Here is a 21,979-nt window from a genome sequence, read left to right on the forward strand (position 1 = left end):
CGCAGTTTCACTGCGGCCCCAGCCTCCGACCGGGGGTTAGCTGTCCGGGCTCAATACGTCCCAGTTCAGCTTGTGCTGCCTTTATTTACTTGCGTGGGTTAGCAACCCAGGGTTTCCCGTGAGGGAAATTAGCCCTGGCGCTGCTTGTGGCGCGGGTTCTCGCAGATCACCATGACCCGGCCATTACGGCGGATCACTTTGCACTTTTCGCAGATCTGCTTGACGCTCGGCTTGACCTTCATGGCGTTCCTTTGCGTGTTGCAGTTGGTCAGCTGGACCGGCCCTCGGCTGTTGCTCTGGCCGCCCAGTGTTTATTTGTAGCGGTAGACGATACGACCACGTGTCAGGTCGTAAGGGCTCAGCTCCACCACTACGCGGTCCTCGGGGAGGATCCTGATGTAGTGCTGGCGCATCTTTCCAGAGATGTGTGCCAGAACGATGTGCTTGTTGGTGAGCTCAACGCGAAACATCGCGTTAGGCAGCGCCTCGGTCACAACGCCCTCGATCTCAATGACCCCGTCCTTCTTGGCCATACCCTCCGCTAACTGTTGTTGCCGCAGCCTCCCGGTTTGCACCGGTCATGACCGCGGACGTTTTTGATTGGTTGGTTGGTGCCACCCGACCACAAAAGGGCACAACGGGGCAGACAACCAACAGACAACACTACGCCATTGCGGTCCGATTGTTAAATCCAGAGTTAAATCCGCCTATCGTAGCGCACTCAGCGCCCGTACGCACCTAACGTCCCGGCCGCCGTCGTCACTGCCTCCGCCCGCGAGATCCCGTCAAGGATGGCCAGCCGGACGACGTCGGCGGCCGCGCTCTGCAGTGTAATGAGGCTGATCTGCCGGGCCGTCTGGGTGCTGCGGTCCAGCGCGACGCCGCCCGTCGCCAGGGCGAACACGGTGTCGCCGTCGGCGAGGGTGTGGCTCGGGGCCAGTGCCCGGGCCAGTCCGGCATGGGCCGCCGAGGCCGTCCGCTTGCAGTCCGCCTTGTCCAGGACGGCATCGGTGGCGACGACGACGAGGGTGGTGTTGAGCGGGGGCGGTGCTTGCGACGGCGCCGGCTCGGAGACTTGCGCGGCTTTCGCCGCAGCAGGCGAAGTGCCAAACGGGAGCCCCAGCGCATTGACTACCGCAATGGCACCAACGGTCACCCCGTTCTCCAGGGTGATGGCTGCGGTGCCTACTCCCCCTTTGTAGGTTCCCCGGCCGATTGCTGCTCCCGTGCCGGCGCCTACATTGCCGCGTTCGACGTCGTGCCCTTCCGGCTGCGCGGCGGCGGCGGCGGTCGCCGCGTAGCCCATCGCCTCGTCGGGGCGGGCGGAGAAATCACCGCCGCGGCCCAGATCGAAAATTGCGGCCGCCGGCACGATCGGAACGAGCCCGCCGGGGACGGGAAAGCCGCGGCCGTTCTCCTCGCACCAGCGCTGGGCACCGTGCGCCGCGGCGAGGCCAAAGGCGCTGCCCCCGGTGAGGACCACGGCGTCCACTCTCGAGGACAGCGTGGTGGGATCCAGCGCGTCTGTCTCATGCGTCGCGGGCCCGCCGCCCCGGACGTCGACCGAGCCCACCGTGCCCGGCGGCGGGAGGACCACCGTCACGCCGCTCAGCCAGCCGTCGCCGGATTTCTGGACATGTCCTATCCGGATCCCGGCGACGTCGGTGATCGCTCCTGTTGCTCCCATGGCTCTATTGTGCGCCCCGGTGCGGGCCACTGCCTGCATCCTTGTCAGCAAGGAAGTCCAGCTCGCAGCCGCCACGTTCCTGAGCTTTGCTGGCGACGCGCAAAATCCCTGGCGCTACCGGTATTCCGGTGTCGCCAGGGATTTTTCGTGTCTCCAGAAAACTTGCGAGTCGCCGTGTGCAACGGGCCTAGGGGATCGGGACGGGCACGACGCCGAGGGGCGCCAGTTTCGCCGCTCCCCCGTCCGGCGCCGAGAGGACCCAGATCCCCTTCTCGTGCACGGCGACGGAGTGCTCCCACTGGCAGGAGCGCTTGCCGTCAGTGGTGACAACGGTCCAGTCGTCGTCAAGGACGGCGGTGTCGATGCTCCCGCGGACCAGCATGGGCTCGATTGCGAGGCACAGCCCCGGGCGGATTTTCGGTCCGCGGTGGCTGGTGCGGTAGTTCAGCACGTCCGGGGCCATGTGCATCTCGGAGCCAATGCCGTGGCCCACGTAGTCCTCCAGGATGCCCAGCGGCTTGCCGGGAACGGAGGAGACGTAGTCGTCCACCGCGTTGCCGACGTCGCCCACGAATTTTCCGGTGGCCAGGGCTGCGATGCCTCGCCACATGGCTTCCTCGGTGACCTCGGACAGGCGCACGTCCTCGGGATCGGCGGTGCCGACAATCACGGTCCGCGCAGAATCGGAGTGCCAGCCGTCCACGATCGCGCCGCCGTCGATCGAGATGATGTCGCCGTCCTGCAGCACCCGGCCGCCGGGGATGCCGTGGACCACTTCTTCATTCACCGAGGTGCAGATCGTGGCCGGGAATCCGTGGTAGCCGAGGAAGTTGGACTTGGCGCCGGCGTCCTGGAGCACGGCGGCGAAGACCTCGTCCAGCCGGGCCGTGGTGACGCCCGGGGCCGCGGCGGCCACCGCTGCGTCCAGTGCCCGGCTCAGGACAAGCCCGGCCTCGTGCATCGTGCGCATCTGGGCGTTGGTCTTGTATTCAATGCGTGCCTGGCCGAATGCCATCTGTACCTCAATGTTTTCTCTCGCGGTCCGGTGGCGCTTCAACCCGGGCCTCCACCATGGGTCATCAACCCAAGTCTTCAAGCTCTATTCTCCCGCACCGGCACAGTGGCCAGGAACGGGCTGTTGGGCGGGCCCGCCCAACAGCGAAGGGCGCGTCCCGTACACGATGGTACGGAACACGCCCTTCTGTACTGCTTCAGTTGCAGTGCACAAGCGTGGTTCAGGCGGCCTGGGCCGACTTGATCGCTTCCATGACACGCTCGGTGACTTCGTCGATGCCGCCGATGCCGTCCACCTGGGTCAGGATGCCGCGCTCGGCATACTTGGCCACGACGGGTTCGGTCTGCTCGTGGTACAGGTCCAGCCGGTGACGGATAACGCCTTCGTTGTCGTCGCTGCGCCCGGTTTCCTTGGCACGGCCCAGGAGGCGGGTGACCAGTTCCTCGTCGTCCGCGGTGAGCTGAAGCACGACGTCGAGCTTCTGGTCGGCGACGGCGAGGATCTCATCGAGGTAATCCACCTGTGCGGTAGTGCGGGGGTAGCCGTCCAGCAGGAAGCCTGCCTCGACGTCGTCTTCGCTGAGCCGGTCGCGCACCATCTTGTTGGTGACGCTGTCCGGGACGAAGTCGCCCGCGTCCATGTACTTCTTGGCTTCGACGCCGAGCGGAGTCTCACCCTTGACGTTGGCGCGGAAGATATCTCCGGTGGAGATCGCAACGACGCCGAGGCGTTCCGAAATGCGTTCCGCCTGCGTTCCCTTGCCGGAGCCGGGAGGTCCGATAATCAACATTCTCGTCATCGCAAAAGCCCTTCGTAGTGACGTTGCTGTAGTTGCGCATCAATCTGCTTCACGGTCTCCAGACCGACGCCCACCATGATCAGGATCGAGGTGCCGCCGAACGGGAAGTTCTGGTTCGCGTTGATCAGGACAAGTGCAACCAGCGGGATCAATGCCACGAAGCCGAGGTAGAAGGCTCCGGGCAGGGTGATCCGGGATAGGACGTACTGAAGATAATCCGCGGTCGGCTTGCCGGCGCGGATGCCCGGAATGAAGCCGCCGTACTTCTTCATGTTGTCCGAGACCTCTTCGGGGTTGAATGTAATCGCAACATAGAAGTAGGTGAAAAACACAATCATGGCGAAATACAGTGCCATATAGATCGGGTGGTCGCCCTTGGTCAGGTTGTTGTTGATCCACTCAACCCAGGGCTGCATCGGCTCGCCGGCCTTCGGCTGGTTGAACTGAGAGATCAGCCCCGGCAGGTACAGCATGGATGAGGCAAAGATGACGGGCACGACGCCGGCCATGTTCACCTTGATCGGGATGTACGTGCTGGTCCCGCCGACTGTGCGGCGGCCGATCATGCGCTTGGCGTACTGCACCGGGATACGGCGCTGGGACTGCTCCACGAAGACCACGAGGGCCACGGTGAGCAGGCCGATAACCAGGACCAGGAAGAAGGTGCCGGGGCCCTGGGCCTTCCAGATCGCACCGAGCGAGCCCGGGAAGCCTGCCGCGATGGACGTGAAGATGAGCAGGGACATGCCGTTGCCGACGCCCTTCTCCGTCACGAGCTCGCCCATCCACATGATCAGGCCGGTACCGGCCGTGAGCGTGATGATGATCAGGACCGTGGTGACGATGGAGGTGTCCGGGATGATCGGCAGCTGGCAGTTAGGCAGCAGCTGGCCGGACCGTGCCAGCGACACCAGTGTCGTGGCGTTGAGAAGGCCGAGCGCGATCGTGAGGTACCGGGTGTACTGGGTCAGCTTCGACTGCCCGGATGCGCCCTCCTCATACAGCTGCTGGAAGCGGGGAATGACCACCCGGAGCAGCTGGACGATGATGCTGGCGGTGATGTAGGGCATGATGCCCAGGGCAAAGATGGATACCTGCAGCAATGCACCGCCGCTGAACAGGTTGACGAGCTGGTAGATCCCGCCCGAGGTCTGACCGTTCTGCAAGCATTGCTGGACATTCTGGTAGCTCACACCAGGCGAGGGGATGAAGGCACCCAAGCGGAAGATTGTGATGATTCCCAGCGTGAACAACAACTTGCGTCGCAGATCAGGCGTGCGAAAGGCCCGGCCAAATGCGCTAAGCAAGCGTCCTCCTGAGTAATAAGTAAAGTCGTGTGAGACAGGTCAAATAAACCCAACAACCGAGTCTAACGGGTGGATGCGCCCGGCGAACAATCGGCAGGGCCAGGAAAATGAAAAAAACTCCCGGCACCGGGGGCCTGGGCCCCTGGTGCCGGGAGTTTTCAACAACAGGCAACTGCCCCGCCGCCTCGTTAGAGGGCGGTGGTGCTTCCGCCTGCTGCGGCAATCTTTTCAGCGGCACTGGCCGAGAATGCGTGGACGGTGACGTCAACCTTGACGGTGATGTCGCCGGTGCCCAGCACCTTGACGGGCTGGTTCTTGCGAACGGCACCCTTTTCGACCAGGTTCTCCACGGTAACTGCGCCACCTTCCGGGAACAGCTCGTTGAGCTTGTCCAGGTTTACAACCTGGTACTCAACCCGGAACGGGTTCTTGAAGCCGCGCAGCTTCGGCAGGCGCATGTGCAGCGGCAGCTGGCCGCCGGCAAAGCCAGCCTTGATCTGGTAGCGGGCCTTCGTACCCTTGGTACCGCGGCCAGCGGTCTTACCCTTGGAACCTTCACCACGACCAACACGGGTCTTGGCGGTCTTGGCACCCGGGGCGGGACGCAGGTGGTGAACCTTCAGTGCGTTCTGCTTTTCAGCGGCGCCCTGTGCCTTTTCGGCGGTGTTCTTCTCTGCCATTTACTTCGCCTCCTCTACCTTTACCAGGTGCGGAACCGTGTTGAGCATCCCGACGGTCACGGCGTCGGCGGTGCGGACAACGGTGTGTCCAATCCGCTTCAGGCCGAGGGACCGCAGGGTGTCGCGCTGGTTCTGCTTGCCGCCAATGGCGGACTTGATCTGAGTGATCTCCAACTTTGCATCGGAGACAAGCACGTTCTTAGCCATGACTCAGACACCTGCCTTCTGGTTCAGGAGAGCCTTCACCATTGCCGGCGGAGCGATCTCATCGAGCGGGAGGCCGCGGCGTGCTGCCACTGCTGCCGGCTCTTCGAGGCGCTTCAGGGCATCAACGGTCGCGTGAACGATGTTGATGGCGTTGGAGGAACCGAGCGACTTGGAGAGGATGTCGTGGATGCCCACGCACTCAAGTACTGCACGGACCGGGCCGCCGGCGATAACACCGGTACCGGCGGAAGCCGGACGCAGCATGACGACGCCTGCGGCGGCCTCACCCTGAACGCGGTGCGGGATGGTGCTGCCGATGYGGGGAACGCGGAAGAAGGACTTCTTGGCCTCTTCAACGCCCTTCGCGATGGCGGCGGGAACTTCCTTGGCCTTGCCGTAGCCGACGCCGACCATGCCGTTGCCGTCACCGACGACGACGAGGGCGGTGAAGCTGAAGCGACGACCACCCTTGACGACCTTGGAAACACGGTTGATGGTTACAACGCGCTCTACGAACTGGCTCTTCTCGGCTTCGCGGCCGCCGTCACGGCCACCACGGCCGCCACGGTCGCCACGGCCCTGGCCGCGGTCGCCACGCTCGCCACGACGGGCGCCACCACGGCGGTCGTCAGTGGTAGCAGGCGCAGCGGTCTCAGTTGCCGGAGCAGCTACAGCTTCAGTCACCTGAATGTCCTTTTCGTTATTTTCGGTCACAGTGCCAGCCCACCTTCACGTGCGCCGTCAGCGACGGCGGCGATCCGGCCGTGGTACTTGTTACCACCGCGGTCGAAGACAACTGCTTCGATACCGGCAGCCTTGGCACGCTCGGCGACCAGTTCGCCAACGCGCTTGGCCTTGGCGGTCTTGTCACCGTCGAATGCACGAAGGTCGGCTTCCAGTGTGGAGGCGCTTGCCACGGTCAGGCCCTTGGTGTCATCGACAACCTGGACGAATACGTGACGTGCGGAGCGGTTGACGACCAGACGCGGGCGTACAGCCGTACCGGAGATGCGCTTGCGGATACGAAGCTGGCGGCGGCTGCGCTGGGCAGACTTGCTCTTGTTCGTACGCTTCTTGTTGATTGCGATCGCCATGGTTACTTACCAGCCTTTCCGACCTTGCGGCGGATGACTTCGCCTGCGTAACGGATGCCCTTGCCCTTGTAGGGGTCCGGCTTCCGCAGCTTGCGAATGTTGGCAGCAACCTCGCCGACCTGCTGCTTGGAGATACCTGAAACAGAGAGCTTGGTCGGGGTCTCAACTGCAAAGGTGATGCCGTTCGGTGCCGAGACGTTGACCGGGTGGCTGTAGCCCAGAGCGAACTCCAGGTCAGATCCCTTGGCCTGGACGCGGTAACCAGTACCGACAATCTCAAGCTTCTTCTCGTAGCCTGCGGTGACACCCTGGATCATGTTGGCGATCAGGGTGCGGGTCAGGCCGTGCAGCGAACGTGAGGCGCGCTCGTCGTTCGGGCGGGCGACAGTCAGGGTGCCATCTTCCAGGGAAACCTCGATCGGGCTGGCCACAGTGTGGCTCAGCTCGCCTTTGGATCCCTTGACGCTGACGACAGAGCCGTCAACCTTGACCTCAACGCCGGCAGGAACGGTGATGGGGAGACGTCCAATACGTGACATTATTCTCTTCCTTTCCCGTTACCAGACGTAAGCGAGGACTTCGCCGCCCACGCCCTTCTTGCCGGCCTGCTTGTCAGTCAAGAGGCCGGAAGAGGTGGACAGGATTGCGACACCCAGGCCACCGAGCACGTGCGGCAGGTTGGTGGACTTTGCGTAAACGCGCAGTCCCGGCTTGGAAATACGACGAACGCCAGCGATTGAACGCTCGCGGTTCGGACCGAACTTGAGCTCGAGGGTCAGCTTCTTGCCAACCTCAGCGTCTTCTTCTTTCCAGGAGGCGATGTAACCTTCAGCCTTCAGGATGTCGGCAACGCGTGCCTTGAGCTTGCTGTACGGCATGGTCACGGAGTCGTGGTATGCCGAGTTAGCGTTGCGCAGACGCGTAAGCATGTCTGCGACGGGATCTGTCATTGTCATGTGGGCTCTTGCCCTTCCTCATAACGGTTTCCGCCGTGCCGGTTGTCCCGAACAGAATTCGGATCCAGCGGGCGGACCTTTTACGTAGCTAGATTAGTCTTCGGTCTTGAACGGGAAGCCAAGCGCCTTGAGCAGCGCACGGCCTTCGTCGTCGGTCTTGGCAGTGGTCACGACGGTGATGTCCATACCGCGAACGCGGTCGATGGAATCCTGGTCGATCTCGTGGAACATAACCTGCTCGGTCAGACCGAAGGTGTAGTTGCCGTTGCCGTCGAACTGCTTGCCGCTGAGGCCACGGAAGTCACGGATACGCGGCAGAGCCAGCGTGACCAGACGGTCCAGGAATTCCCACATGCGGTCCCCACGCAGAGTTGCGTGTGCACCGATCGGCATGCCTTCGCGCAGCTTGAACTGTGCGATCGACTTGCGGGCCTTGGTTACCTGCGGCTTCTGGCCGGTGATCAGGGTCAGATCGCGGACAGCGCCGTCGATCAGCTTGGAGTCCTTGGCGGCATCTCCAACACCCATGTTCACAACGACCTTGACCAGGCGGGGAACCTGGTTGACGTTCTGGTACTTGAATTCCTCAGTCAGCGAGTTCTTGATGGAATCGGCGTACTTGGTCTTCAGACGAGGAACGATCTTGCTTGCCGGAGTCTCGAGAGTCTCAGTCATTAGATGTCCTTCCCTGAGCTCTTGGCCACGCGGACGCGCACTTCACGCTTCACGCCATCGCGCTCAACGGTCTCGGTGCGGAAACCGACGCGGGTGGGCTTCTTGGTGGACGGGTCAACCAGAGCCACGTTGGAGATGTGGATCGAAGCCTCGACGACCTCGATGCCACCGGTCTTGGTGCCGCGCTGCGACTGACCGACCTTGGTGTGCTTGGTTACGCGGTTAATGCCTTCAACCAACACGCGGTTGGTCTCCGGGAATACGCGCAGAACCTTGCCCTGCTTGCCTTTGTCGCCGCCGCGCTCAGCCTTGGCGCCAGTGATGACCTGAACGAGGTCACCCTTTTTGATCTTAGCCATGGACTAGAGCACCTCCGGAGCCAGAGAAACGATCTTCATGAACTTCTTGTCACGAAGTTCACGACCAACCGGTCCGAAGATACGGGTACCGCGGGGGTCACCGTCGTTCTTCAGGATGACGGCTGCGTTCTCGTCAAACTTGATGTAGGAACCATCCGCACGGCGGCGTTCCTTCTTGGTACGGACGATGACAGCCTTGACGACGTCGCCCTTCTTTACGTTGCCGCCCGGAATTGCGTCCTTGACGGTAGCGACGATTACGTCGCCAATGCCTGCGTAGCGACGGCCAGATCCACCGAGAACGCGAATGGTAAGGATTTCCTTAGCACCCGTGTTGTCGGCGACCTTGAGTCGCGACTCCTGCTGAATCACTATTTACTCCTTGCGTCGCGCTGGTTCTCAGACCGAAAATCTTCCTACGGAATGAGCCTTGCGGAACGGTTGATCGGGGTGTCTCTTGACCTGCCTGGATTTTGCCAGACCAGGCCTAAACGCCCGTGCCAAAAACATTTGCTTCCCAGGCGGTTCCCGACGGGTCGGGGCGCAAGGGGGCACTATGCCGTGGCACGATTGTTTACGAGGTTGATGACGGCGCGCTAAAGGCGCCATACAAACTCAAAATCTTAGCACGTTTTGGGCGTATCCCCATATCACAGCCCTGGCGCCAGCACACGTCAGCCCGCGCCCGCGGTGGCATCACACGGCGGCGCCGCGCACCACTGCACTGCATCTCCCGGCGGCGGCGTCACTCAGGACAGGCTGTGGGCCCGCCTGCCGCCGGGCACCTGCGGAAACCCGGCCGGCCGCCGTCGAAGGACTCCCCAAAGCCTGCTCCGCGTGACGGGCGACGCCGCTGGTACGACCGCCGGCAACGCGGAAGCCCCCGCTCCCCCAAAGGGGAACGAGGGCTTCTGCTGTATCACCAGGCAACAAGTGCAGGCGTTACTTGGCCTTCTCGAGGATCTCGACCAGACGCCACCGCTTGGTAGCGGAGAGCGGGCGGGTCTCGGCGAGGAGCACGAGGTCGCCGATGCCGGCGCTGTTCTCTTCGTCGTGAGCCTTGATCTTGGCGTTGCGGCGGATGACCTTGCCGTAGAGGGCGTGCTTCACGCGGTCTTCGACCTGGACAACGATGGTCTTTTCCATCTTGTCCGAGACGACGTAGCCGCGCTTCGTCTTACGGTAACCGCGCTCGTCAGCCTTGGCTGCGTCGGAAACAGTTTCCGTCACGTTCTCGTCCTTTTCACTCACTTGGCATCCTCCTCGGTTTCAACCGTTTCAGCCTTCTCGGCCTTCTTGGTTGCAGCCTTCTTGGACTTCTTCTCTTCCTTGGCTTCCACAACCGGTGCGGCAACCTCGGCACGAATGCCCAGCTCGCGCTCACGGAGAACGGTGTAGATGCGGGCGATGTCCTTCTTTACCGCGCGCAGACGACCGTGGTTCTCCAGCTGACCGGTGGCGGACTGGAAACGCAGGTTGAACAGCTCTTCCTTGGCCTTGCGGAGTTCTTCAACGAGACGCTCGTTGTCGAAACCGTCCAGCTGTGCGGATGCAAGTTCCTTGGATCCTACTGCCATTTCTACTCACCACCTTCGCGACGCACAATGCGTGCCTTCAACGGCAGCTTGTGGATTGCCAGGCGCAGGGCCTCGCGAGCTACCTCTTCACTGACACCGGAGAGTTCGAAGAGAACCCGACCCGGCTTGACGTTTGAGACCCACCATTCCGGAGAACCCTTACCGGAACCCATGCGGGTTTCGGCCGGCTTCTTCGTCAGCGGACGGTCCGGGTAAATGTTGATCCAGACCTTTCCGCCACGCTTGATGTGGCGGGTCATCGCGATACGGGCAGATTCGATCTGACGGTTCGTGACGTAGGCCGGGCTCAGAGCCTGGATGCCCCACTCACCGAAGGAGACCTGGGTGCCGCCCGTAGCAGCGCCGGAACGACCCGGGTGGTGCTGCTTACGGTGCTTGACTCGACGTGGGATAAGCATTTAAGCCTGTCCTCCTTCTACTGCCGGTGCAGCTGCTTCGACAGCCGGAGCTTCGGCGGCAGCAGGTGCTGCCTCAGCTGCGGGGCGGTCGGTACGACGGCGGCGGTCACCACGGTCGGCGCCACCCGGGCGGCCCGGGCGGTCGCCGGCACGGCCGCGGGACGGAGCAGCAGCTGCCTGCTGAGCCAGTTCCTTGGCAGTGACGTCGCCCTTGTAGATCCAGACCTTCACGCCGATGCGGCCGAAGGTGGTCTTGGCCTCGTAGAAGCCGTAGTCGATGTTCGCACGCAGGGTGTGCAGGGGCACACGGCCTTCGCGGTAGAACTCCGAGCGGGACATTTCTGCGCCGCCCAGTCGACCCGAGCAAGCGATCCGGATGCCCTTGGCACCGGYACGCTGTGCGGACTGCATGGCCTTCTTCATCGCACGGCGGAACGCCACGCGGGAAGTCAGCTGCTCTGCAACGCCCTGGGCAACAAGCTGGGCTTCCATCTCGGGGTTCTTGACCTCGAGGATGTTCAGCTGGACCTGCTTGCCCGTGAGCTTCTCAAGCTCGCCGCGGATGCGGTCTGCTTCAGCGCCGCGGCGGCCGATGACGATGCCCGGACGTGCCGTGTGGATATCCACACGGACACGGTCGCGGGTGCGCTCGATTTCGACCTTGGCGATACCGGCGCGCTCCATGCCCGTGGACATGAGCTGGCGGATACGGATGTCTTCGCGAACGAAGTCCTTGTACCGCTGGCCGGCCTTGGTGCTGTCAGCAAACCAGTGCGATACGTGATCGGTGGTGATGCCGAGTCGGAACCCGTGCGGGTTAACTTTCTGTCCCACTTAGCGAGCCTCCTCTTTCTCCGGGGTAGCGACTACCACGGTGATGTGGCTCGTGCGCTTCTTGATCTGAAATGCACGACCCTGGGCTCGCGGCTGGAACCGCTTCATGGTCGGGCCTTCATCAACAAACGCTTCGCTGATGATGAGGTCACCTTCGTCAAACGCCACGCCGTCGCGGTCCGCGAGGACCCGGGCGTTGGAGATTGCCGACTGAACTACCTTGAATACCGGCTCCGAAGCTGCCTGGGGGGCAAACTTCAGAATTGCCAGAGCCTCATTCGCTTGCTTACCACGAACAAGGTTGACGACGCGCCGGGCCTTCATAGGCGTTACGCGGATGTGACGCGCAATTGCCTTGGCTTCCATTGCTTTCCTTCTCTCGTCTTTGACGTAAGTGCAGGCGCCTAGCGGCGCTTGCCCTTACGGTCGTCCTTGACATGGCCGCGGAATGTCCGCGTGGGAGCGAATTCGCCGAGCTTGTGCCCGACCATCGACTCAGTGACAAACACGGGGATGTGCTTGCGTCCGTCGTGTACGGCGATCGTGTGGCCGAGCATGTCGGGGACGATCATCGAACGGCGGGACCAGGTCTTGATGACGTTCTTGGTGCCCTTTTCGTTTTCCCTGGCTACCTTTACAAAGAGGTGCTGGTCAACGAAAGGACCTTTTTTCAGGCTGCGTGGCATGTGTCCAGGCTCCTATCGCTTGTTCTTGCCAGTACGACGGCGACGAACAATAAGCTTGTCGCTCTCTTTGTTGGGACGGCGGGTGCGGCCTTCGCGCTTACCGTTCGGGTTGACGGGGTGACGTCCACCGGACGTCTTACCCTCGCCACCACCGTGGGGGTGGTCAACCGGGTTCATGGCGACACCACGGACAGTCGGGCGAACGCCCTTCCAGCGCATACGGCCGGCCTTGCCCCAGTTGATGTTCGACTGCTCGGCGTTGCCGACCTCGCCGACGGTTGCGCGGCAGCGCACGTCAACGTTGCGGATTTCGCCGGAAGGCAGACGCAGCTGGGCGAAACGGCCTTCCTTTGCAACGAGCTGGATCGATGCGCCGGCGGAGCGGCCCATCTTGGCGCCGCCACCCGGACGCAGTTCGACTGCGTGGATTACGGTACCGACCGGGATGTTGCGCAGCGGAAGGTTGTTGCCGGGCTTGATGTCAGCGTCGGCGCCGGCCTCTACGAAGTCGCCCTGGGACAGCTTGTTCGGGGCGATGATGTAACGCTTGGTGCCATCAACGTAGTGCAGGAGCGCGATCCGAGCCGTACGGTTCGGGTCATACTCGATTTCGGCAACGCGGGCGTTGACGCCGTCCTTGTCGTGGCGACGGAAGTCGATCAGACGGTACTGGCGCTTGTGTCCACCACCCTTGTGACGGGTCGTGATCTTACCGGAGTTGTTACGGCCACCCTTTTTCGGGAGGGGACGTACCAACGACTTTTCCGGCGTCGACCGCGTGATTTCAGTGAAGTCCGCTACGCTCGAGCCGCGACGGCCCGGGGTAGTCGGCTTGTATTTACGGATTCCCATAATTTATTTCCTCGTTAAAGTGGTCTCCGCTTATGAAAGCGGACCGCCGAAGATGTCGATAGTGCCTTCTTTGAGGCTCACAATGGCACGCTTGGTGTTCTTGCGGGTACCCCAGCCGAATTTGGTGCGCTTGCGCTTACCGGCACGGTTGATGGTGTTGATCGATTCGACCTTGACGGAGAAAATCTTCTCCACGGCCAGCTTGATCTCGGTCTTGTTCGAGCGGGGGTCCACCAGGAAGGTGTACTTGCCCTCATCGATCAGGCCGTAGCTCTTTTCCGAGACGACAGGTGCAAGCACGACGTCGCGCGGGTCTTTGATGGTGGCTGCACTCACTTGGCATCCTCCTCGTTCTTTGCAACCTTGTCAGCAACGAATGCTTCGTAGGCAGCCTTGGTGAAGACTACGTCGTCGGAAACGAGAACGTCGTAGGTGTTCAGCTGGTCTGCGTACAGAACGTGAACTTCCTCGAGGTTGCGCACGGACAGTGCAGCAACATCGTTGGCGCGCTCAATGACAACGAGCAGGTTCTTGCGCTCGGAGACTCCGCGCAGGGTCGCCAGTGCTTCCTTGGAGGACGGCTTGGAGCCGGCAACCAGGTCAGCAATGACGTGGACGCGGCCGTTGCGGGCGCGGTCCGAGAGTGCGCCGCGCAGTGCAGCAGCAATCATCTTCTTGGGGGTGCGCTGGCTGTAGTCACGCGGCGTGGGGCCGTGGACAACGCCACCACCGGTCATGTGAGGAGCACGGATGGAACCCTGACGGGCGCGGCCGGTGCCCTTCTGCTTGAACGGCTTGCGACCTGCACCGGAAACCTCGGCGCGGGTCTTGGTCTTGTGGGTACCCTGGCGAGCAGCAGCGAGCTGGGCAACGACAACCTGGTGCAGCAGCGGCACGTTGGTCTGTACGTCGAAGATCTCTGCAGGCAGGTCAACCTTGACAGTGCTAGTCATTGAACTAGGCTCCCTTCACGGCGGTGCGTACGAGTACGACCTGGCCGCGGGCGCCGGGGACGGCGCCCTTGATCAGGAGCAGCGACTTCTCGACGTCAACCGCGTGGACCGTGAGGTTCAGCGTGGTGTGACGAACGGCGCCCATGCGGCCGGCCATTTTCATGCCCTTGAAGACGCGGCTCGGGGTGGATGCGCCACCGATTGAACCGGGCTTACGGTGGTTCTTGTGGGCACCGTGGGAAGCTCCAACGCCGTGGAAGCCGTGACGCTTCATAACACCGGCGAAGCCCTTACCCTTGGTGGTGCCAACGACGTCGATCTTCTGGCCGGCTTCGAAGAGCTCTACGGAGAGCTCCTGGCCCAGCTCGTAAGAGTCAGCATCTGCAGTGCGCAGTTCTACGACGTGGCGGCGAGGCGTGACGCCTGCCTTTTCAAAGTGACCAGCCAGCGGCTTGGTGACCTTGCGGGGATCGATCTGGCCGTAGCCGATCTGAACGGCGACATAGCCATCAGTTTCTGCGTTGCGCAGCTGCGTGATGACGTTCGAGTCAGCCTGGACCACAGTGACGGGGATGAGCTTGTTGTTCTCGTCCCAGACCTGGGTCATGCCGAGCTTCGTGCCCAGCAGGCCCTTTACGTTACGGGTTGCGGTCATAGTCTCTCAGCACCTCCCTACAGCTTGATTTCGATGTTCACGTCGGCCGGCAGGTCGAGACGCATGAGCGAATCAACAGCCTTGGGCGTGGGATCGATGATGTCGATAAGACGCTTGTGCGTGCGCATTTCGAAGTGCTCGCGGCTGTCCTTGTACTTGTGCGGAGAGCGGATAACGCAGTAAACGTTCTTCTCCGTCGGCAGCGGCACGGGGCCAACTACAGTTGCGCCTGCGCGCGTGACCGTCTCAACGATCTTCCGTGCTGAAACGTCAATGACCTCGTGGTCGTATGACTTCAGCCGGATGCGGATTTTTTGTCCCGCCATGTCGCCTGACTCTCTTTCAGTAAATGCTGCTCTGTTTACTTGCCTGTTGTATGTGGCTGCCGAAGCATTTGAAGTCGTGACTACCACCCGCCGCACAAGCTGAATCCGGAAGGATCCGGGTTCCTCAACCTGCCGACGTAACCGACCCCCGCGGTCGGGCGTGTCGTACGTTTTCACACGTACGCGTCCGCAATTCCATGGGGAGTGGGTTATGTTTGGTCTCTCACTTGGACCCTGGCACCCGGCATTATCCGGATCGGGACGCGAAAGAGCGCTTGAACAACTCATCTAGTATGCCGGAATTTGCGGGCAGAAGCGAATCAGCCCCCCGCACGGGAGTGCAATCACTGCCGGTGGGCCCATTGTCCTGAATCGCCGTCGAATGGATGATTAGGGCATGACTGTGCAGGACTCTGTAGCAGTTCAGGCCCTCGCCGCACGCCTGAGCCCCGGATTCACCCTCGGCGTGGCCTCCGCGGCGTTCCAGATCGAGGGGAACCTCGCGGCCGGCGGCCGTGGGCCCTCCGGCTGGGACGCGTTCGCCGAAAAGCCGGGCAACATCCTGCACGGACACTCCCCCGCAGTGGCCTGCGACCACTACAACCGCGCGGAGGAAGACATCGCGCTCATGCGCGAGCTCGGGATCGATTCCTACCGGTTCTCGATCTCGTGGCCGCGGGTCCAGCCTGAGGGCACCGGCCGCTTCAACGCGGCGGGGCTGGACTTCTACGACCGCCTGATCGACCGGCTGCTCGCCGCCGGCATCTCGCCCATGGCCACCCTCTACCACTGGGATACGCCGCTCCCCCTGGAGCAGCGCGGCGGCTGGATGAACCGTTCGACGGCGGAACGGTTTGCCGAGTACAGCGCGGCCGCCGGCAAGAGGTTCGGCGATCGCGTGGCGCAGTGGGTGACGCTGAACGAGCCCGCCTCGGTCACCCTCAACGGCTACGCCCTGGGCGTCCACGCGCCCGGCCATGGCCTGCTCTTCGACGCCCTGCCGTCGGTGCGCCATCAGCTCCTGGGTCACGGCCTGGCGGTGCAGGCGCTGCGGGCGGCGGGCGTGTACGGCGCCGTTGGCGTCTCGAACCTGCATTCCCCCGTCCGCCCGGCGTCCGGCTCGCTAACCGACAGGCTGCTGGCCGGGGTCTTCGACCTCGTGCTGAACCGGCTCTACGCCGACCCGATCCTCCTGGGCCGTTTTCCCCGGCCGCCGCTGATCGCCCGGCCGTGGTTTCGTTCGCTGGGCAGGATCACCGACGCGGACCTGGCCACGATCCACCAGCCGCTGGATTTCTACGGCCTGAACTATTACTACCCCGTGAAGGTGGCCACGGGGGGCGGCATCGACAGCCCGGCCGCAACCGCGGCGGCGATGCTGAAAGTCCCGTTCCACATGGCCGCGTTCCCGGAGTACGAACTCACGGGATTCGGCTGGCCGGTCGCCCCGGACCATCTGGGGATTTTGCTCCGGGAACTGAAGGACAGGTACGGCGAGTCGCTGCCCCCGCTCTACATCACCGAGAGCGGGGCGAGCTTCCCCGAACCGGACCACGTCAGCGGTCCCATTCCCGACGCCGGGCGGATCAGCTACCTCGCCGCCCACCTCAGCCAGGCGGTGGAGGCCACCGCCCCCGGGGGCGTGGCCCACGACGTCGATCTGCTCGGCTACTACGTCTGGACGCTCATGGACAACTTTGAATGGGCGGCCGGTTACTCCCAGCGCTTCGGCCTGGTGCATGTGGATTTCACGACCCTCCAGCGCACGCCGAAAGACTCGTACTACTGGTACCAGGCTCTCGCGCGTGCCCGGCGGCCCTGAGTCCCGCCCGGGCCGGGCCTACTGGTTCCGGTTTGCCCGATTGATGCGCTTGGCGCGCTCGATCTCCTGTCGGAAGTGCCGCTTCGCCCAAAAGAATGCGACGACAACCGCCACGACGATCAGTAGAAAAATGAACCAGCCCATGGTGAGCTCCTTTCCCTTCCTGCAAAGGTATCAGGAACTTAAAAGGAACAGCCCCGCTGCAAGTGCAGCGGGGCTGTTCCCGATCCTCTGAACAGCTGCCAGACGGCCGGCCGATCAGTGGTCAAGCATCAGATCAGCAAGTAATTACTTGACGATCTTGGTGACGCGTCCTGAACCAACGGTGCGGCCGCCTTCGCGGATAGCGAAGCCGAGGCCCTCTTCCATTGCGATCGGCTGGATGAGCGCAACGGTCATCTCAGTGTTGTCGCCGGGCATAACCATTTCCGTGCCTTCCGGCAGGGTGATAACGCCGGTTACGTCCGTGGTGCGGAAGTAGAACTGCGGGCGGTAGTTGGAGTAGAACGGGTTGTGACGTCCGCCTTCGTCCTTGGAGAGGATGTAGACGTTAGCCTCGAAGTCGGTGTGCGGGGTGATGGAACCCGGCTTGACGACAACCTGGCCACGCTCGACATCGTCGCGCTTCAGACCGCGGAGCAGGAGGCCACAGTTCTCGCCGGCCCATGCTTCGTCGAGCTGCTTGTGGAACATCTCGATACCGGTAACCGTGGTCTTCTGGACCGGACGGATGCCGACGATCTCGACCTCGGAGTTGATGGCGAGGGTTCCACGCTCGGCKCGGCCCGTAACAACGGTGCCACGGCCGGTGATCGTGAAGACGTCTTCGATCGGCATCAGGAAGGGCTTGTCACGGTCACGTACGGGGTCCGGAACCGAGTTGTCGACAGCTTCCATGAGGTCTTCGATGGACTTGACCCACTCCGGGTCGCCTTCCAGAGCCTTCAGGCCCGAAACGCGGATGACCGGAGCTTCGTCGCCATCGAAGCCCTGCGAGCTGAGCAGCTCGCGAACTTCCATTTCGACGAGGTCGAGGAGTTCCTCGTCATCGACCATGTCAGCCTTGTTCAGCGCGACCAGCAGGTAGGGAACGCCAACCTGGCGGGCGAGCAGAACGTGCTCGCGGGTCTGAGCCATCGGGCCGTCAGTGGCGGCAACCACGAGGATTGCACCGTCCATCTGAGCAGCGCCGGTGATCATGTTCTTGATGTAGTCAGCGTGACCCGGAGCGTCTACGTGTGCGTAGTGGCGCTTCTCGGTCTGGTACTCAACGTGGGAGATGTTGATGGTAATGCCGCGCTGACGCTCTTCGGGAGCAGAGTCAATCGACGCGAAGTCACGCTTCTCGTTGAGAGTCGGGTACTTGTCGTACAGCACCTTGGAAATGGCGGCCGTCAGCGTCGTCTTACCGTGGTCAACGTGACCAATGGTACCGATGTTAACGTGCGGCTTAGTCCGCTCGAACTTTGCCTTTGCCACAGGTTCCTCCTAGAACGTTTTCAAATGACTTACCCTTCGGCCGCGCTTGTCGCGGCAGAAACTCCAGTAAGTCTACTTGGGGGGCTTTGGATTGGTGAAATTGCAGATTCAGGTACTAATGCTAGTGCCTAGAGCCTGTTCGTGCAGGCGGCCGGACTTCGGTCTGGACCGGAGCCCGGCCACTTGCACCAGATGAATCTCCGTTGGCGGAGACGCATCCGAGTTCTTGCTGCTGCGATGCGTCCTAGGGACTACTCGCCGCGGTTCTTCTGGATGATCTCGTCGGCAACTGCCTTCGGGACCTCGGCGTAGCTGTTGAACGTCATGGAGTACACAGCGCGGCCCTGGGTCTTCGAGCGCAGGTCACCGATGTAGCCGAACATGCCGGACAGCGGGACGTGTGCGCGAATAACCTTGACGCCCTGGGCATCTTCCATGGACTGCATCTGGCCACGGCGGGAGTTGAGGTCACCGATAACTTCACCCATGTATTCCTCAGGGGTGCGGACCTCGACATCCATCAGCGGTTCGAGCAGGACAGGGTTCGCCTTGCGTGCGGCTTCCTTGAAAGCCATACGGCCGGCGATCTTGAACGCCATTTCCGAGGAGTCAACATCGTGGTAAGCGCCGTCAATCAGCGTTGCCTTGATGCCGACAACCGGGTAGCCGGCCAGGACGCCGTCGTTCAGCGCATCCTGGATGCCGGCGTCAACCGACGGGATGTACTCGCGCGGAACGCGGCCACCGGTGACCTTGTTCTCGAACTCGTACAGCTCGCCTTCCGCAGTGTCCAGCGGCTCGATCGCGATCTGGATCTTTGCGAACTGGCCGGAACCACCGGTCTGCTTCTTGTGCGTGTAGTCGTGACGCTCTACAGCACGCTTGATGGTTTCGCGGTAAGCAACCTGCGGCTTGCCAACGTTCGCCTCAACCTTGAATTCGCGGCGCATGCGGTCCACCAGGATGTCCAGGTGGAGCTCGCCCATGCCGGCGATGATGGTCTGGCCGGTGTCTTCGTTGAGGGAGACCTGGAAGGTCGGGTCCTCAGCGGAGAGCTTCTGGATGGCCGTGGAGAGCTTCTCCTGGTCACCCTTCGTGTTCGGCTCGATCGCAACCGAGATCACGGGCTCCGGGAAGCTCATGGACTCGAGGACAATCTGGTTGGCCGGATCGCACAGGGTGTCACCGGTAGTGGTGTCCTTCAGGCCGATCGCTGCGTAGATGTGGCCGGCGGTAGCGCCCTCGACGGGCATTTCCTTGTTGGCGTGCATCTGGAACAGCTTGCCGATGCGCTCCTTCTTGCCCTTGGTGGAGTTGACCACCTGCGAGCCTGCTTCCACGTGACCGGAGTACACGCGGATGAAGGTGAGCTGGCCGAAGAAGGGGTGCGCGGCGATCTTGAAGGCCAGTGCGGAGAAGGGCTCTTCAGAGGAGGGCTTACGGGTAAGTTCCTTCTCTTCGTCGCGGGGATCGTGACCGATCATCGGCGGGACGTCGAGCGGGTTCGGCAGGTAGTCCACGACTGCGTCGAGCATCGGCTGGACGCCGCGGTTCTTGAATGCGGAACCACAGAAGACCGGGTACAGCTCAGAGTTGATCGTCATCTTGCGGATGCCGGCCTTGAGCTCATCGATGCTGATCTCTTCGCCTTCGAGGTACTTCTCCATGAGTTCTTCGGAGGCCTCGGCAACAGTCTCAACGAGAGTTGCGCGGTACTCTTCGGCCTTCGCCTGGAGGTCAGCCGGGATCTCGCGGATCTCGTACTTCGCACCCATGGTGACGTCACCCTTGGCGTCGCCGGGCCAGACCAGCGCGCGCATGTAGAGAAGGTCGACTACGCCGATGAAGTCGTTCTCGGCGCCGATCGGCAGCTGCATGACCAGCGGCTTGGCACCGAGKCGGCCGATGATGGTGTCGACGGTGAAGTAGAAGTCAGCGCCGAGCTTGTCCATCTTGTTGACGAAGCAGATGCGCGGAACGTTGTACTTGTCGGCCTGGCGCCAAACAGTCTCGGACTGCGGCTCCACGCCTTCCTTGCCGTCGAACACTGCGACTGCGCCGTCGAGGACGCGCAGGGAGCGCTCAACCTCGACCGTGAAGTCAACGTGGCCGGGGGTGTCGATGATGTTGATCTGGTTGTTTTCCCAGAAGCAGGTCACGGCGGCAGACGTGATGGTGATGCCGCGTTCCTTTTCCTGTTCCATCCAGTCAGTCGTCGAAGCGCCGTCGTGCGTTTCGCCGATCTTGTGGTTCACACCCGTGTAGAAGAGGATGCGCTCGGTAGTAGTGGTCTTGCCGGCATCGATGTGGGCCATGATGCCGATATTGCGGACCTTGCTAAGGTCGGTAAGCACGTCCTGTGCCACGGTGTCTCCCTTTCGGATGGACTGCACGTTCGCCGCCGGCTCAGTCGAGCCGGCGGCGTCCGGGAAGTATTACCAGCGGTAGTGTGCGAAGGCCTTGTTGGACTCGGCCATCTTGTGGGTGTCTTCGCGACGCTTCACAGCGGCACCGAGACCGTTCGAGGCATCCAGGATTTCGTTCTGGAGGCGCTCGGTCATGGTCTTTTCGCGGCGGGCCTTGGAGTAGCCAACCAGCCAGCGGAGGGCGAGGGCCGTGGAACGGCCCGGCTTGACCTCAACGGGAACCTGGTAGGTGGCGCCACCAACGCGGCGGGAGCGGACCTCAAGCGAAGGCTTGACGTTCTCCATGGCCTTCTTGAGGGCTGCAACGGGGTCGCCGCCGGACTTGGCGCGAGCACCCTCGAGTGCACCGTAAACGATGCGCTCTGCGGTGGACTTCTTGCCGTCAACCAGCACCTTGTTGATGAGCTGGGTGACCAGCGGGGAGCCGTAAACGGGATCTAGAACTAGCGGCCGCTTGGGGGCCGGACCCTTGCGAGGCATATTACTTCTTCTCCATCTTTGCGCCGTAGCGGCTGCGAGCCTGCTTACGGTTCTTGACACCCTGGGTATCGAGGGCGCCACGGACGATCTTGTAGCGGACACCCGGAAGGTCCTTCACGCGGCCGCCGCGGACGAGCACAATGGAGTGCTCCTGCAGGTTGTGGCCTACACCGGGGATGTATGCGGTGACTTCAATGCCGCCGTTGAGGCGCACGCGAGCAACCTTACGCAGAGCCGAGTTCGGCTTCTTCGGGGTCGTCGTGTAAACGCGGGTGCAAACACCGCGGCGCATCGGGCTGCCGTTAAGCGCGGGAGCCTTGGTCTTTTTGACCTTAGGCGTGCGGCCCTTGCGGACCAGCTGGTTAATCGTAGGCACTCTCGTGTTCTCCGTTTTATCCGGAGCGGCCGTTGGCGGCCGCTCTCTTGTCGCTGCGCCTCGCCGCCCGAGCTTTGAAGTTCTCTCCAGAGCAGCTGAGGCGAAGCCTTAATAGTCGGACCGCACGCCGGGGTCCAAGGACTTTCGACCTGATTTGCCCCTAGGCATGCGAAAATGTGGCATACGTTGCACAAGAACCCTGCAAACCGGAAACGTCGTCCTGGTTGAACCTTTCAGCTGCAACCGGCGCACTCATCCACTGCCACAATAACAATTAGTCTCAAGTCTAACACGGACGGCTCCCAGCCCTTAATC

At 62.3% G+C, this 21,979-nt stretch carries 32 protein-coding genes; 1 reads left to right on the forward strand and 31 read right to left on the reverse strand.

The features are described 5' to 3' along the window. Positions 1-128 precede the first annotated feature (128 nt). The 26 genes from rpmJ to rpsJ all read right to left on the reverse strand — a co-directional run bounded on the left by rpmJ (position 129) and on the right by rpsJ (position 15,081). Positions 129-242 carry a 50S ribosomal protein L36 gene (gene rpmJ, locus AC1D2F_RS02940; RefSeq protein WP_009358722.1) on the reverse strand — a complete coding sequence of 38 codons (114 nt, stop codon included), beginning with the start codon at positions 240-242 and terminating at the stop codon, positions 129-131. Positions 243-311: 69 nt separating this feature from the next. Further along, complete coding sequence (gene infA / locus AC1D2F_RS02945) at positions 312-533, reverse strand: translation initiation factor IF-1 (protein WP_009358723.1); 222 nt, start codon at positions 531-533, stop codon at positions 312-314. A gap of 188 nt (positions 534-721) precedes the next feature. After that, entirely contained in the window at positions 722-1,687 is a 966-nt protein-coding gene (locus tag AC1D2F_RS02950) for a P1 family peptidase (RefSeq protein WP_476966145.1), read from the reverse strand. A gap of 187 nt (positions 1,688-1,874) precedes the next feature. Further along, positions 1,875-2,702 (reverse strand): type I methionyl aminopeptidase, encoded by an 828-nt coding sequence (map, locus tag AC1D2F_RS02955; RefSeq protein ID WP_229992792.1) that lies wholly within the window; start codon positions 2,700-2,702, stop codon positions 1,875-1,877. A gap of 220 nt (positions 2,703-2,922) precedes the next feature. Then, entirely contained in the window at positions 2,923-3,492 is a 570-nt protein-coding gene (locus tag AC1D2F_RS02960) for an adenylate kinase (protein ID WP_476966274.1), read from the reverse strand. 5 nt (positions 3,493-3,497) lie between these two features. Then, the gene (secY, locus tag AC1D2F_RS02965) at positions 3,498-4,808 is read right to left on the reverse strand and encodes a preprotein translocase subunit SecY (protein ID WP_229992790.1); all 1,311 of its coding nucleotides are present in this window, start codon (positions 4,806-4,808) and stop codon (positions 3,498-3,500) included. Between the two features lie 188 nt (positions 4,809-4,996). Beyond that, positions 4,997-5,488, reverse strand: a complete 492-nt coding sequence (gene rplO, locus AC1D2F_RS02970) for a 50S ribosomal protein L15 (RefSeq protein WP_091563112.1) — start codon at positions 5,486-5,488, stop codon at positions 4,997-4,999. Beyond that, complete coding sequence (gene rpmD / locus AC1D2F_RS02975) at positions 5,489-5,695, reverse strand: 50S ribosomal protein L30 (protein WP_018773676.1); 207 nt, start codon at positions 5,693-5,695, stop codon at positions 5,489-5,491. Between the two features lie 3 nt (positions 5,696-5,698). Then, complete coding sequence (gene rpsE, locus AC1D2F_RS02980) at positions 5,699-6,379, reverse strand: 30S ribosomal protein S5 (RefSeq protein WP_476966146.1); 681 nt, start codon at positions 6,377-6,379, stop codon at positions 5,699-5,701. Between the two features lie 26 nt (positions 6,380-6,405). Continuing rightward, positions 6,406-6,789 carry a 50S ribosomal protein L18 gene (rplR, locus tag AC1D2F_RS02985; protein WP_018773674.1) on the reverse strand — a complete coding sequence of 128 codons (384 nt, stop codon included), beginning with the start codon at positions 6,787-6,789 and terminating at the stop codon, positions 6,406-6,408. A 2-nt stretch (positions 6,790-6,791) separates the two neighbouring features. Then, positions 6,792-7,328 (reverse strand): 50S ribosomal protein L6, encoded by a 537-nt coding sequence (gene rplF / locus AC1D2F_RS02990; protein ID WP_011692797.1) that lies wholly within the window; start codon positions 7,326-7,328, stop codon positions 6,792-6,794. A gap of 18 nt (positions 7,329-7,346) precedes the next feature. Further along, the gene (gene rpsH / locus AC1D2F_RS02995; protein ID WP_018773673.1) at positions 7,347-7,745 is read right to left on the reverse strand and encodes a 30S ribosomal protein S8; all 399 of its coding nucleotides are present in this window, start codon (positions 7,743-7,745) and stop codon (positions 7,347-7,349) included. Positions 7,746-7,838: 93 nt separating this feature from the next. Beyond that, positions 7,839-8,420 carry a 50S ribosomal protein L5 gene (gene rplE, locus AC1D2F_RS03000; RefSeq protein WP_091563108.1) on the reverse strand — a complete coding sequence of 194 codons (582 nt, stop codon included), beginning with the start codon at positions 8,418-8,420 and terminating at the stop codon, positions 7,839-7,841. After that, complete coding sequence (gene rplX, locus AC1D2F_RS03005) at positions 8,420-8,779, reverse strand: 50S ribosomal protein L24 (protein ID WP_024366125.1); 360 nt, start codon at positions 8,777-8,779, stop codon at positions 8,420-8,422. Before rplX ends, rplE begins: the two co-directional genes overlap by 1 nt. A 3-nt stretch (positions 8,780-8,782) precedes the next feature. Beyond that, positions 8,783-9,151, reverse strand: a complete 369-nt coding sequence (gene rplN, locus AC1D2F_RS03010; protein WP_003803789.1) for a 50S ribosomal protein L14 — start codon at positions 9,149-9,151, stop codon at positions 8,783-8,785. A 570-nt stretch (positions 9,152-9,721) separates the two neighbouring features. Then, a complete protein-coding gene (rpsQ, locus tag AC1D2F_RS03015) occupies positions 9,722-10,030 on the reverse strand; it encodes a 30S ribosomal protein S17 (RefSeq protein WP_051628707.1) in 309 nt (102 codons plus the stop codon). Then, positions 10,027-10,356 (reverse strand): 50S ribosomal protein L29, encoded by a 330-nt coding sequence (gene rpmC / locus AC1D2F_RS03020; RefSeq protein WP_066436863.1) that lies wholly within the window; start codon positions 10,354-10,356, stop codon positions 10,027-10,029. The genes rpsQ and rpmC overlap by 4 nt, the downstream gene beginning before the upstream one ends. A 2-nt stretch (positions 10,357-10,358) precedes the next feature. Next, the gene (gene rplP / locus AC1D2F_RS03025) at positions 10,359-10,775 is read right to left on the reverse strand and encodes a 50S ribosomal protein L16 (RefSeq protein WP_018773668.1); all 417 of its coding nucleotides are present in this window, start codon (positions 10,773-10,775) and stop codon (positions 10,359-10,361) included. Continuing rightward, complete coding sequence (gene rpsC, locus AC1D2F_RS03030; protein ID WP_476966147.1) at positions 10,776-11,609, reverse strand: 30S ribosomal protein S3; 834 nt, start codon at positions 11,607-11,609, stop codon at positions 10,776-10,778. It abuts the gene before it with no gap. Next, the gene (rplV, locus tag AC1D2F_RS03035) at positions 11,610-11,975 is read right to left on the reverse strand and encodes a 50S ribosomal protein L22 (protein ID WP_003803798.1); all 366 of its coding nucleotides are present in this window, start codon (positions 11,973-11,975) and stop codon (positions 11,610-11,612) included. A 38-nt stretch (positions 11,976-12,013) separates the two neighbouring features. After that, complete coding sequence (gene rpsS / locus AC1D2F_RS03040) at positions 12,014-12,295, reverse strand: 30S ribosomal protein S19 (RefSeq protein ID WP_018773666.1); 282 nt, start codon at positions 12,293-12,295, stop codon at positions 12,014-12,016. 12 nt (positions 12,296-12,307) lie between these two features. Further along, positions 12,308-13,147 (reverse strand): 50S ribosomal protein L2, encoded by an 840-nt coding sequence (gene rplB / locus AC1D2F_RS03045; RefSeq protein WP_026266473.1) that lies wholly within the window; start codon positions 13,145-13,147, stop codon positions 12,308-12,310. Between the two features lie 30 nt (positions 13,148-13,177). Next, positions 13,178-13,483, reverse strand: a complete 306-nt coding sequence (gene rplW, locus AC1D2F_RS03050) for a 50S ribosomal protein L23 (RefSeq protein WP_018773664.1) — start codon at positions 13,481-13,483, stop codon at positions 13,178-13,180. Next, entirely contained in the window at positions 13,480-14,100 is a 621-nt protein-coding gene (gene rplD / locus AC1D2F_RS03055; RefSeq protein WP_090575302.1) for a 50S ribosomal protein L4, read from the reverse strand. The genes rplW and rplD overlap by 4 nt, the downstream gene beginning before the upstream one ends. Positions 14,101-14,104: 4 nt before the next feature. Then, a complete protein-coding gene (gene rplC / locus AC1D2F_RS03060; protein WP_003803812.1) occupies positions 14,105-14,755 on the reverse strand; it encodes a 50S ribosomal protein L3 in 651 nt (216 codons plus the stop codon). A 17-nt stretch (positions 14,756-14,772) separates the two neighbouring features. Continuing rightward, positions 14,773-15,081 carry a 30S ribosomal protein S10 gene (gene rpsJ, locus AC1D2F_RS03065; protein ID WP_003803825.1) on the reverse strand — a complete coding sequence of 103 codons (309 nt, stop codon included), beginning with the start codon at positions 15,079-15,081 and terminating at the stop codon, positions 14,773-14,775. A 397-nt stretch (positions 15,082-15,478) separates the two neighbouring features. On the opposite strand from rpsJ, the gene AC1D2F_RS03070 reads away from it, so the two are divergent. Continuing rightward, complete coding sequence (locus AC1D2F_RS03070) at positions 15,479-16,903, forward strand: GH1 family beta-glucosidase (protein ID WP_476966148.1); 1,425 nt, start codon at positions 15,479-15,481, stop codon at positions 16,901-16,903. Between the two features lie 18 nt (positions 16,904-16,921). Here the strand turns inward: AC1D2F_RS03070 and AC1D2F_RS03075 are convergent, their stop codons facing one another. From AC1D2F_RS03075 to rpsL, 5 genes are all read right to left on the reverse strand, one after another. Then, a complete protein-coding gene (locus tag AC1D2F_RS03075) occupies positions 16,922-17,047 on the reverse strand; it encodes a hypothetical protein (RefSeq protein ID WP_290369328.1) in 126 nt (41 codons plus the stop codon). Positions 17,048-17,191: 144 nt separating this feature from the next. Next, positions 17,192-18,382, reverse strand: coding sequence for an elongation factor Tu (gene tuf, locus AC1D2F_RS03080; protein WP_090575294.1), 1,191 nt, complete (start codon positions 18,380-18,382; stop codon positions 17,192-17,194). A gap of 251 nt (positions 18,383-18,633) precedes the next feature. Continuing rightward, positions 18,634-20,748, reverse strand: a complete 2,115-nt coding sequence (gene fusA / locus AC1D2F_RS03085; RefSeq protein WP_364745505.1) for an elongation factor G — start codon at positions 20,746-20,748, stop codon at positions 18,634-18,636. 69 nt (positions 20,749-20,817) lie between these two features. Beyond that, positions 20,818-21,288, reverse strand: a complete 471-nt coding sequence (gene rpsG / locus AC1D2F_RS03090; protein WP_011692813.1) for a 30S ribosomal protein S7 — start codon at positions 21,286-21,288, stop codon at positions 20,818-20,820. Between the two features lies 1 nt (position 21,289). Further along, positions 21,290-21,664 carry a 30S ribosomal protein S12 gene (gene rpsL / locus AC1D2F_RS03095; RefSeq protein ID WP_018773658.1) on the reverse strand — a complete coding sequence of 125 codons (375 nt, stop codon included), beginning with the start codon at positions 21,662-21,664 and terminating at the stop codon, positions 21,290-21,292. Positions 21,665-21,979 lie beyond the last annotated feature (315 nt).

The organism is Arthrobacter sp. P1_B3, from assembly GCF_056406615.1.